The organism is Buchananella hordeovulneris (assembly GCF_001907235.1).
Classification (GTDB): Bacteria; Actinomycetota; Actinomycetes; order Actinomycetales; family Actinomycetaceae; genus Buchananella; species Buchananella hordeovulneris.
This window is the reverse complement of sequence record NZ_MQVS01000009.1, coordinates 44,032-54,748: the sequence shown is the minus strand read 5'-3', so window position 1 is coordinate 54,748 and position 10,717 is coordinate 44,032. Positions and strand designations below refer to the sequence as shown.

The 10,717-nt window shown below is 67.9% G+C and carries 12 protein-coding genes, 1 tRNA gene and 1 riboswitch; of the genes, 5 read left to right on the top strand and 8 right to left on the bottom strand.

Annotation, left to right across the window (positions count from 1 at the left end):
• Window positions 1-218: 218 nt before the first annotated feature.
• Entirely contained in the window at window positions 219-893 is a 675-nt protein-coding gene (locus BSZ40_RS08760; RefSeq protein ID WP_073825354.1) for a LytR C-terminal domain-containing protein, read from the top strand.
• A gap of 74 nt (window positions 894-967) precedes the next feature.
• Here the strand turns inward: BSZ40_RS08760 and BSZ40_RS08755 are convergent, their stop codons facing one another.
• On the bottom strand, window positions 968-2,323 hold the full coding sequence (locus BSZ40_RS08755; RefSeq protein WP_073825352.1) for a uracil-xanthine permease family protein: 1,356 nt from the start codon (window positions 2,321-2,323) through the stop codon (window positions 968-970).
• A gap of 130 nt (window positions 2,324-2,453) precedes the next feature.
• On the opposite strand from BSZ40_RS08755, the gene BSZ40_RS08750 reads away from it, so the two are divergent.
• The 3 genes from BSZ40_RS08750 to BSZ40_RS08740 are packed head-to-tail and all read left to right on the top strand — an operon-like array spanning window position 2,454 to window position 4,416.
• A complete protein-coding gene (locus BSZ40_RS08750) occupies window positions 2,454-2,873 on the top strand; it encodes a hypothetical protein (RefSeq protein ID WP_073825350.1) in 420 nt (139 codons plus the stop codon).
• A gap of 45 nt (window positions 2,874-2,918) precedes the next feature.
• Window positions 2,919-3,677: a glutamine amidotransferase-related protein gene (locus BSZ40_RS08745; protein WP_073825348.1), complete on the top strand. Its 759-nt coding sequence runs from the start codon at window positions 2,919-2,921 to the stop codon at window positions 3,675-3,677.
• The gene (locus BSZ40_RS08740; RefSeq protein WP_073825346.1) at window positions 3,649-4,416 is read left to right on the top strand and encodes a glutamine amidotransferase; all 768 of its coding nucleotides are present in this window, start codon (window positions 3,649-3,651) and stop codon (window positions 4,414-4,416) included. The genes BSZ40_RS08745 and BSZ40_RS08740 overlap by 29 nt, the downstream gene beginning before the upstream one ends.
• 524 nt (window positions 4,417-4,940) lie before the next feature.
• On the opposite strand, the gene BSZ40_RS08735 is transcribed toward BSZ40_RS08740, so the two are convergent.
• Window positions 4,941-5,030: transfer RNA gene (locus BSZ40_RS08735), tRNA-Ser, on the bottom strand.
• 118 nt (window positions 5,031-5,148) lie between these two features.
• On the bottom strand, window positions 5,149-5,613 hold the full coding sequence (tadA, locus tag BSZ40_RS08730; RefSeq protein WP_245793983.1) for a tRNA adenosine(34) deaminase TadA: 465 nt from the start codon (window positions 5,611-5,613) through the stop codon (window positions 5,149-5,151).
• A 148-nt stretch (window positions 5,614-5,761) separates the two neighbouring features.
• Between tadA and upp the strand changes: the two genes are divergently transcribed.
• On the top strand, window positions 5,762-6,403 hold the full coding sequence (gene upp / locus BSZ40_RS08725) for a uracil phosphoribosyltransferase (RefSeq protein ID WP_073825342.1): 642 nt from the start codon (window positions 5,762-5,764) through the stop codon (window positions 6,401-6,403).
• A gap of 197 nt (window positions 6,404-6,600) precedes the next feature.
• Here the strand turns inward: upp and BSZ40_RS08720 are convergent, their stop codons facing one another.
• From BSZ40_RS08720 to BSZ40_RS08700, 5 genes are all read right to left on the bottom strand, one after another.
• Window positions 6,601-7,113, bottom strand: coding sequence for a pilus assembly protein TadG-related protein (locus tag BSZ40_RS08720; protein WP_073825339.1), 513 nt, complete (start codon window positions 7,111-7,113; stop codon window positions 6,601-6,603).
• The gene (locus tag BSZ40_RS08715) at window positions 7,110-7,556 is read right to left on the bottom strand and encodes a pilus assembly protein (RefSeq protein ID WP_143180924.1); all 447 of its coding nucleotides are present in this window, start codon (window positions 7,554-7,556) and stop codon (window positions 7,110-7,112) included. The genes BSZ40_RS08720 and BSZ40_RS08715 overlap by 4 nt, the downstream gene beginning before the upstream one ends.
• A gap of 182 nt (window positions 7,557-7,738) precedes the next feature.
• Window positions 7,739-8,635 carry a MetQ/NlpA family ABC transporter substrate-binding protein gene (locus BSZ40_RS08710; protein ID WP_143180923.1) on the bottom strand — a complete coding sequence of 299 codons (897 nt, stop codon included), beginning with the start codon at window positions 8,633-8,635 and terminating at the stop codon, window positions 7,739-7,741.
• Window positions 8,636-8,738: 103 nt separating this feature from the next.
• Window positions 8,739-9,449 carry a methionine ABC transporter permease gene (locus tag BSZ40_RS08705; RefSeq protein ID WP_073825335.1) on the bottom strand — a complete coding sequence of 237 codons (711 nt, stop codon included), beginning with the start codon at window positions 9,447-9,449 and terminating at the stop codon, window positions 8,739-8,741.
• A complete protein-coding gene (locus tag BSZ40_RS08700; protein ID WP_425425651.1) occupies window positions 9,446-10,477 on the bottom strand; it encodes a methionine ABC transporter ATP-binding protein in 1,032 nt (343 codons plus the stop codon). Before BSZ40_RS08700 ends, BSZ40_RS08705 begins: the two co-directional genes overlap by 4 nt.
• A 6-nt stretch (window positions 10,478-10,483) precedes the next feature.
• Window positions 10,484-10,575: riboswitch (SAM riboswitch) on the bottom strand.
• Between the last annotated feature and the right edge of the window lie 142 nt (window positions 10,576-10,717).

The following is a 10,717-nucleotide window of genomic DNA, read 5'->3' as shown; positions in this document are numbered from 1 at the left end:
CTATATTTGTGCCATAGCGCACTTTCAACCACAGCTGACCCTCAGACTGCCCCGATGTCTGACAAATTTACCGCGAGAGCCAGGAACTGCCGCCAAATGCCCGCAATCCCCCCGACAACTGTGACTTCCCGCACATCGAGACCGGAGATGGGCATCCTGACCGCACGCCAGCCCCGCAGCATCCCGCACACCGGCGAACTTTGGGCTAGGTTCGTAGCGTGAAACTCGACCCGACTGACCCGCGCACCCGCCGCAAGCGGCGGCTACAGCAACGCCAAACTGTCATTTTTGGCAGCCTGCTGGCTGGCCTGGCCGTCTCCGGCCTGTTGTCGATCGCGGTTGCCTCCGGCACCATCGGCGGCCCGTTCCAGCGCGAATTCACGGGCAGCGAAGAAAAACACGGTTCCGGGATCGTGCCCTGTGCCCCACCCGACGCCGTCGGCGTGCCCTACCCGGAACTAGATGTGCGGATCTTCAACGGCTCCGAGCTGTCTGGACTGGCCCGCCTGTTGGGCGAGAACTTCACCGAACGCGGCATCAAGAACGACACCGGCGACTTCGACGGCGAGTACTCCGGCAGCGTGCTGATCACCTCAGGCGTTGAGGGCGTGCCGCACGCCTACACCCTGGCCCGCCTCTTTAAAGACCCGGTCATCAACGTCGACGCGCGGACCGGCACCATCGTCGACCTCGTGCTGGGGAAGAACATCACCTCCATGGTGGAGCAGAGCGCCGTCGAGGCCATTCCGGCCGACGCCAAACTCAAGTCGCTGCCCAACTGCAAACCGGCAGAGAAACTGGCGAAGGCCACCCTGCCGCCGGCACCCCCGCACGCGACCCCGACCGCGGAGGCACCAGCGGAGCAGCCTGCCCCGGAAGAACCGGTCGAGTAGCTGGGGCACACAGGAAGGGTGGGGCGGAAGTCGTTGACTTCCGCCCCACCCTTGTGGTGCCAGCAGCCCCGCCTTTAGGCGTGCCGCTCGCGGTAGGCCTCAGATTCCAGGTCCGTCCCGGCAGGCGCCGAGGCCGGAGTGGCGGCCTCAATGTAGGTGCCGCGCGCCCGCGAGATGCCGCGCATGACGTGGTAGACCAGCAGGGCGGCTGCAGTGCCAAGGGCGATGCCCTCAAACTTGGCACCGTGGAACACCACGGTGAAGTTGGCGATGCCCACGATGAGGGCGACAGCCGCGGTGTTGAGGTTGACCGGGTCAGCAAAGTCGACCTTGTTTTGCACCCAGATGCGGGCCCCAAGGATACCGATCATGCCGTACAGCACGGTCGCGGCCCCACCGAGCACCCCGGCAGGAATCGTATTGATCAGGGCCCCGAACTTCGGCGACATGGACAGCCCGAGGGCCGCCAGGCCGGCCACGACGTAGGCCGCCGTGGAGTAGACGCGGGTGGCGGCCATCACGCCAATGTTCTCGGCGTACGTCGTGGTGCCGGAACCGCCGCCGGTGCCCGCCAGGGCGGTGGCCAGACCGTCGGCGGCCAGCGCGCGCCCGGTCACCCCGTCCAGGTTGTCGCCCGTCATGGCGGCCACGGACTTCACGTGCCCAATGTTCTCCGCGATCAGCACCAACACCACGGGAATGAACAACCCGAAGGTGGCGGGGACGAACGTCGGGGCGGAGAACGTCGGCAGCCCGATCCAGTCAGCTTGCTGCACCGGCGCAAAGTCCACCTCACCGCGGATCACCGCCACGCCGTAGCCGAGGATGACCCCCAGCAGGATCGACAAGCGCCCCAAGATGCCCTTGAAAAGCACCGTGATGACGACGATGGCCACGATGGTGGTCAGGGCCGTCAGCGGAGCGACCTTGACGTTGCCCCACGCGGCAGGCGCCAGATTGAGGCCGATCAGGGCCACGATCGTGCCGGTCACGATCGGCGGCATCAGCGCATCGATCCAGCCCGTGCCGACGAAGTGCACGAAAACGCCCACCGCCGCCAGCAACAGCCCCACCACGATGATGCCGCCCTGGGCGGCGCTGTGCCCGTGGGTGGCGGTGGTGGCCGCGATCGGGGCAATGAGGGCGAACGACGAGCCCAGGTAGCTGGGCAGTTTGCCGCCCGTGAGCAGCAAGAAGCCGAGCGTGCCCACGGCGGAGAAGAACAAGGTGGTGGCGGGCGGGAAGCCCGTCAACAAGGGCACTAAAAAGGTGGCCCCAAACATGGCCACCACGTGCTGGGCGCCGATACCGATCGTGCGCGGCCAGGACAAGCGTTCACCGGGGCGCACCACCGCCCCCGCCGCAATCGAACGGCCATCCCCGTGAAGGGTCCACAGGCTGCGGGATGGAGAGGATTTTGTTTTTTGCACTTAAGGCTCCCGGATTCGTCTCGACCGCGCACACGCGGCGGTCCGGGATTCAAGCGTACCGCGCCCTGCGTGGCCCGCCCCACCCGAGTCCGCCCCATGTGCGCAGGCTCTCACGTAAGATGCTGGGGTCATGAGCGTGCTGAGCCAGTCCCCCGCCGCCCCTGCCCCCGCGCGTCCCGCCGACGAGGGGGAGTTCGTGCCGGGCCACACCCCCTTTCCGGGCACCGAGCTGGTTGACCGGGCGCACGTATTTTCTGTCCCTGGCTATCGCGCTCCCGCCCGCCACACCCCCCAGCTGGTGCTGGTGGCGTTTGTTTCCCTGCTGCTCAGCCCCATCGTGGCGATAGTGCTGGTCAACCAGATTGCCGTCGCCGCCCTGTTTCCGCTCCCGCTGCTGCTCGCCCCGACCTTGGCGTGGCTGGCCCGCAAGCAGGTGCAGCGGCCGGGACGCGGCGGGGCGCAACTGAATCACTTCACGCTGGTGGTCGGGCTCACCGTCTTGCTGGTGGCCACGCTTATTGTCATCACGGCCTACCTGACCGCCTCGTGAACGAGCAGGCGCCGCAGGGCTGTACTTCTCACTAGGATGGCGGGCATGAAACCGTTCCTGCTGCTGTCGCTGCGCCCTGAAGAAAGCCTGGTTCGTCGCGAGTGGGAACTGTTTCGCAGCTTAGGGGAGCTGCAAGCCGACGAATTGGAACAGGTGTGGCTGGAGGCCGCGCCCCTGCCCGAGCTGGAGTTGGGGCTCTACTCGGGGGTGATTATCGGCGGCTCGCCTTACCGACACACCACACCCGACGGTGCCCGCACCGCCACCCAGCAGCGGTTGGATCGCGATCTTGAGACCCTCCTGGGGCAGGTCATTGAACGGGCCGTGCCGTGCCTGGCCACCGGGTATGGGTTGCAGGCGCTGGTGCGGCACCTGGGCGGGACGGTCAGCCCTATCCCTGGCCGGGCGTTGGGCAGCGAGGAGATTTACTTGACCGCGGCGGGCCGCCAGGACCCGCTGCTGGCGGACCTGCCGGAGGTGTTCACCACTTTCGTCGCCCACCACGACGTGTGCGATACCGTCCCGGCGGGGGCGACAGTCCTGGCCGCCTCGCGCCGCTGCCCCGCGCAGATCCTGCGGTTCGGCACGGAGATTTACGGCATCCAGTTCAATCCGGAGGTCGACGCCACGGCGTTGGCCGCCCGCCTAGCCACCTACGAGGAGGCCGGGTTCTATCCCGACTTCGACGACGAACACGCCTCCCACTTCCGCACCTCCGAGCAGTCCGTCGACCTCCACCCGGCAGGTCGCATCATCCGCAACTTCGTGGAGCACAATGCCGAACTCGTCGACCTATCCCACTGACGGCCGGGGCCTGACCAAGCCCTTCGTGCTGCTAGCCACCCGCACCGACGACGTCGCCGCTGACGCCGAGTACGCCTCGTTCCTGGCTGCCGGGGGTCTGGCACCGCACGAACTGCGCCGGGTGCGGTTAGAGGCCGCCCCGATGCCCGACTTCGACCTGGCGGAGATCTCGGGTTTCATCGTGGGCGGTTCCCCGTTCTGCTTTTCGGACACGGAGAAATCTGCCACGCAGCAGCGAGTGGAGGCCGAGTTTGCCACCCTCCTGACCCGCCTGTACGCCGCGGACTTTCCCTTCCTCGGCGCCTGCTACGGCATCGGCACGCTGGGGGCGTTCATTGGGGCGCAGATCGGCACGCGGGTCGGTGAGGCGGTCTCGGCCCCCGAGATGACCATCACGGCCGCGGGCCTGGCCGACCCCCTGTTGGCGGGGCTGCCCAACCCGTTTCGCGCCTACGTCGCCCACAAGGAAGGCTGCGAGGTGCTACCCGCCACCGCCACCCTGCTGGTGACGACGCCTGGCTGCCAGGTGCAAATGATGCGGGTGCGGCAAAACTTGTACGCCACCCAGTTCCACGCCGAGCTCGACGGCGAAAACCTGGCCCAACGCCTGGCCCGCTACCGGGGGCACGGCTATTTCACCGACGACGAGCTCGACACCCTGCAAGCACAGGTGCGGGCGCAAGACGCCAAGGACTCCATGCGGATCGTGCGCAATTTCGTTGACCGATATGGGCGCTAAGCCGCGCGGCGTTTGGGCGAATCAAGCAGTCAAAATGGGGGCGGGCGGCGGTAGCCTCACACGAACCGCTCTCCGTGGGGACGGGCGCACTGCAGCAGCAGGTTGACCGCGGTGCTGAGCACTGACCGCTAGGGCCAATCCCCTTCCCGTCGCCCCTTTGGGTAACCACCATGCCTTTGGGTAACCACCACGCCCTTGCGTGACCGTCATGTCCTTAAGTCACCGCCATGTCCTTAAAACACCGAAATAAGGGCATGATGGTGCACCAAAGACATGGCGGTGCACTGAGGGCATGATGGTGCACCAAAAGCATGTTGGTGCGCCAAGGACATGATGGTGCGCCATGGACATGGCGGTGCGCCAAAGGCGAGAGGGCCAGACGACAAACACTCACCACGCCACGCCCAGTCGGTACACACATCCCTGCCGCTAACCCACGTTTGCGCCCACAACCCGCGGGGCACCCGACCACGCGGGCCCGGCTGCATGGCAGACAAAAGGCCCGGTCACTAAGACCGGGCCGGTGGCGGTAGCGCTGGGATTCGAACCCAGGGTGGCTGTTACACCACACAGCATTTCGAGTGCTGCACCTTCGGCCGCTCGGACACGCTACCTCGGTGGGCGAGCTTACCCCAACCACCCGCCTGGGCGCCAATCCGCGGCTATGGCACCCGCCACGTCGGCGGCGCCTGGCAGCAGGCGCGGCCCGCTAGCCCACCCGCGTTGGCCCCGTCACGGCCGCTGGGCCGCGAAGAAGTCGGTCAATAGCTGTTGGCATTGCTCCGCCAGCACCCCGCTGACCACCTGGGCTTGGTGATTCAGGCGGGCGTCCCGTACGACGTCGCGCAGCGACCCGCAGGCCCCGGCCTTGTCGTCCCACGCCCCGAAGACCACCCGCCCGACGCGGGCCAGCACCGCCGCGCCCGCGCACATGGTGCACGGCTCAAGCGTGACCACCAACGTGCAGTCGGTCAGCCGCCACTGCCCGGCCGCCTGCCCCGCAGCGCGCAAGGCGAGCACTTCGGCGTGGGCGCAGGGGTCGTGGTCTTGTTCCCGGCGGTTGTAGCCCTCACCGAGGATGCGGCCGTCAGGCCCCAACACGACGGCCCCGATCGGCACGTCGCCCCCTGCGGCGGCGTGGGCCGCCAGTTCCAGGGCGCGACGCATCGCGGATTCGAGTAGGGCATCGGGTTGCACCCTGCCACTGTAGGTCACCGACCCGGTCGGGGCATGCTCCAGCGACGTCTCTGCTCCGGGGCCCACCTCTGCTGGGCACCGGCCGGGTCAGGGCGTGCTCGGCGGTGGTGTGCACGTAACCCGGGTCCGGCGCGGTAAATTTTTAGGCATGCGCCTGCACACCGCGGACCACCCGCTCATCGCCCACAAGTTGACCGTTTTGCGTGACCAGAGCACGCCCTCGCCGATCTTCCGGCAGCTGACCGACGAATTGGTGACGCTGCTGGCCTACGAGGCGACCCGCGATATTCGCACCGAGGAGGTGGAGATAGTCACGCCCGTGGCTCCCACCACCGGTGTCGCGCTGGCCCAGCCCCGCCCGATCGTCGTGCCGATCTTGCGTGCCGGCCTCGGCATGCTTGACGGGATGTCCCGGATCCTGCCGACCGCGGAGGTGGGTTTCCTCGGCATGAAGCGCGACGAGGACACCCTTGAGATCGAAACCTACGCCAACCGCCTGCCACAGGATCTGTCTGGGCGGCAGTGCTACGTGCTCGACCCGATGCTGGCCACCGGCCACACCCTGATCGCGGCCATCAACTACCTGCTGGAGCGCGGGGCGACCGACGTGACCTGCATCTGCTTGCTGGCGGCCCCGGAGGGGCTGGCGGCCCTAGAGAAGGCGGTCGGGGACCGAGCCGAGGTCAGGATCGTCACCGCCTCCGTCGACGAGCGCCTCAACGAGCACGCCTACATCGTGCCGGGGCTGGGCGACGCCGGGGACCGGCTGTACGGGGTCGTCGACGCCTAGCGCGCGGCACCACTTTGCGTCCCGCCCGGCAGGTGGCGTCCCGCCCCGCACCGGGCGGGATGAGCTGCCGTGCCCGGCGGGATGAGCTGCCGTGCCCGGCGGGATGAGCTGCCGTGCCCGGCGGGACGAGCTGCCGTGCCCGGCGGGCGTGCCGCGACTGCGTGCGCCGGGCACCCGCCCAGCGCCGGGCGGGCACGCTACGGGGACAGGCGGGGGTAGGCGCGCCCGACAGCCTCAACACCTACCTCGGTGGGAATGGCACCGAAAAGGCCCGGCACCAGCGGCACCGTGGCGCGGGCCCGCAGGTGCACCGTGACCACTCCGGCGGCGTCGATGTGGGCGTTCACGAGGGTGACGTCGTGCAGATTGCCGGTCGGCCCTTGGGCATGCAGGTAGGTGGCGACGGAGGCCGAAATAGCCGCCGGATCTGCGGAGATGGTGCGCCGGGCCTGCGCAAGCGGGTCGCGATAGTAGGGCTGGGACACCGAGTCGGTGGCTGCGAAGGCCGCCGAGAGATCGGCCAGGCCCTGCAGCCGCTTGCGATCCAGGTGGACGCTCATTACCGCCACGGCAATGAACACCAGCACCAACACGATGCCGAGCAGGGCCGCTGACAGCAGGGCGATTCGCCCGGCGTCGGCGGGCAGGCGAGCGCCCGCGCCGTCTACCCGGCGGGCGCCACCGCCCCTGGCCTGCCGCGCCCGCCTCACGGCCCGCCCCGGGATTCGTATTGCCCGACCAGCACCGCGTAATGCGCGGATACGTCGATCCGGGCCGCCGACGGCAAGAACGCCCCTACCAGCGGAATCTCCACCGGGTAGCGGACGGTGGCGCGGAACTGGCCGCTCCCTTGCCCGCAGGCCTGCACGCATTCCACGGTCAGGAGCTGGGGGCCGGCCTCCGCGAAGCCGTGGTCGGCAAACGCCGTCTCCACCACCCTATGGGCGACGGGGAGGGCCGCAGGCCCGCCGAGCATGAGCACCCGGGCCGCATCGCGCGCGGCCGCCTCGGCGGCGAACTGGGCCGCCTCCACCCGCGCCAAGGTGTAAATCAACTGGACGAGAGCCACGAGCAACACCGCGCAGAAGGCCACGAACTCGACGATGGCATCGCCTCGCTCCCGCCCGTGCGCGGGCACCCCCGCCCTACTCACTGGCCCGCACCGCGGGCCACCCGTGCCGCCGCCTCGCACCATGCCGCCTTTCGGAGTGTGTGCTTCCAGCTGACGCTACCGGCCCGCCCCGCTTCCCGCAGCCCCTGTGGACAAAGAAATCTGAGTCAGGACACGAAGATGCCCCCGGCGGGCAACCGGGGGCATCCGCCGCTAGCCGCGGCTTAGAAGGCCGGGATGACCGAGCCGTCGTTCCACTTGCTGGTGATGAACTCCTTGACCTCCGGCGAGGTCAGCAGCTCGTTGAGCTTGACCAGCACCGGGTTCTTGGCGTCGGCCTCACGCACCACCAAGAGGTTGGAGTACGGCGAGTTCTCCCCCGCCTCCAACGCCAAGGCGTCCTTAGCGGGCACCTTGCCCGCCTCGATGGCGTAGTTACCGTTGATGACAGCGGCGTCGACGTCGGCCAGGGCCCGCGCCGTCTGTGCCCCGTCGACCAGCTGGAACTTCAAGTTCTTCGGGTTTTCAGTGATGTCGGTGTCAGTGGGCAACTCGACGTCGGCCAGCTTGATGAGCTTGTTGTCGGCCAGCAGCTTCAGGGCCCGCGCCGTGTTAGCCGGGTCGTTGTTGATGGCAATGGTGGCGCCGTTGGGCAGATCATCGATCTTCTTGTGCTTGTCGGAGTAGAAACCGAGCGGCTCAACGTGCACCCCGGGCGAGAAGGCCTCGAAGGTGTAGCCCTTCTCGTTCTCCTGCTGGGCGAGGAAGTTGGGGGTCTGGTAGAAGTTTCCGGCGATGTCGCCGCCCTGCAGGGCGGAGTTCGGCAGCTGATAGTCCGTGAACTCGACGACCTCGATCTTCAAATTGGCCGCCCCGGCCAGTTTCTCGTTGACGAAGTTCAGGATGTCGGCGTGCGGGACTGGCGTGGCGCCAATCTTGATGGTGGCCACCCCGTCGGCGATGGTGATGCCGTCGACGGCGTCGGCCTCGCTCCAGCCGCCAGCCGCCGCGCTGCCGCCCTCCTGGGGGGCGGAGGTGGTGGGGGCAGAGGCGTCGGTGCCGCCGCAGCCAGCCAGCACGAGGGCGGTGGCGGCGGTGAAGGTCAGCAGGGACTTACGCATGGTTTTTCCTTTCTGGGGGCGCCGCATGGCGCATGGCCACAGGGGCCAAAGTCTGGGTGCCACTACTGGGTGGCGGGGGAAGCAGGCTCCGGGGGTGGATTCCTTACCGGTGGTCCACCCACCGGCTGAGCATGTCTCCCGCAGACTGGATGACTTGGACGACGAGCACAATCAACACCACCGAGACGATCATGACGTCGAGCTGGTAGCGGTTGTAGCCGTAGAGAATCGCCAGGTTGCCGAGCCCGCCGGCGCCCACCACGCCGGCGATCGACGAGTAACCCACCAAGGTCACGGCAGTGACGGTCACCCCCTGAATGAGGGCGGGCAGGCTTTCGCGCACCCGGACCCCACCCATGATCTGGGTGGTGGAGGCCCCCATCATGAGGGCCGCCTCCACCTTGCCCTGCGACACTGACAGGAAGGCCGTCTCGCTCAGGCGGGCAAAGAAGGGGATCGCGCCGATGGACAGGGGCACGGTGGCGGCCTGCCAGCCGAGCGACGTGCCGACGATGGCGCGAGTGACCGGGATGAGGGCGATCAGCAGGATGATGAACGGCACCGACCGGCCGATGTTGATGATGATCGACAAGGTTTGGTGGGCCAGGCGGTTCGGGAACTGGCCGCGGGGCGAGGTGTCGACAAGCAACAGCCCTAGCGGCAGCCCGAAGAGCACCGCCACGAGCGTGGCCACCCCGGTCATTTGCAGCGTCTCCAGCAGGGCCGGCCACAGCTTTTGTTGAATCGCCGGGTTGTCGAACCACTGGTTGTCGTTGGCAAGGGCGAGCAAACCGAAACCGGTAAACGTGTTCATGCGCGCACCTCCGCGTGCAGGCCGTCCTGGCGCAGTGCCCGCGCTGTCGCGCGGGCCTTGCCGGGCGGCACCGTCAGGACTAGGCGGCCAATCTGCGTCGTGCCGAGAGTCTCGAAAACCCCGCCGGCGACGTCGGCCCCCAGGGAGGCGGCTAGGCCCATGACGTGGGAACCGGTTGGCTCACCCGGGTGCGAGGTGAAGGCGACGTCGATGACGTTTTCGGCCGGGTGGTCGGCGACGTTGACGGCCGGGATCGGCACGAGGTCGCGCGCCAGGCGCGAGTTGGGGTCCGCCACCACCTCGGAAAGCGTGCCGTGTTCAACGATCCGCCCTTCTTCCAGCAGCGTCACCGAGTCACACACCGACCGCACGACACTCATTTCGTGGGTGATGATGAGGACCGTGACGCCGTAACGGTCACGGACGTCCCGGATCAGCTCCAGCACCTGGCGTGTCGTGTCGGCGTCCAGGGCCGAGGTCGGCTCGTCACACAGCAGGACCGGCGGGTTGTCGGCCAGGGCGCGGGCAATGCCGACGCGCTGCCGCTGCCCCCCGGACAGTTCGGAGGGGTAGTGGTGGCCGCGGTCTGCCAACCCCACCAGCTCCAGCAGTTCCGCCACCCGCTGGCGCCGCACCCCGTGCGGCACGCCCGCCAGGGCGAGCGGGTAGGCGATATTGCGGGCGGTGGTCAGGGAATCGAGGAGCTCAGCGTGCTGGAAGACCATGCCGATGTTGCGGCGCGCCTCCCGCAGTTCGGCCCCCCGCAGTTGGGCGACGTCGCGCCCGTCGACCCACACCGAGCCTTCGGTGGGGTGCTCCAGGGCGGTCAGGCACCGCACGAGCGTCGACTTGCCCGCCCCGGATTGACCGACAATGCCGTGAATGGCTCCCGCTGGCACCCGCATGTCGATGCCGTCGAGGGCGACGACGGCGTTCTCGCCCCGGCCGTAGACCTTCCGCAGGCCTTCCAGGACGATGGCGTCGGCCGCTCGCGCGGACGACTGCGGCGGGGTTGCACTAATGCTCACTACGCTCCTCCATCGGTCCTGGCGGAAGCACCCGCACCCTTACCGGGGGGTTGCTGCAGCGTCACTGAGCCAGGTCTCTCGGCTGCTCTGGATGGTCGACTGAAGGCTAGGACAAAATGCCCAGCCCGGTCAATTGCATCTTGAACTATCTCAGCGTGCGGCTGCTCACACCCAAATCGGGCCCGCGGTGCCCGCAGACACATCATCATGACAGACACCATCCACGAAAGGCATAGTCAG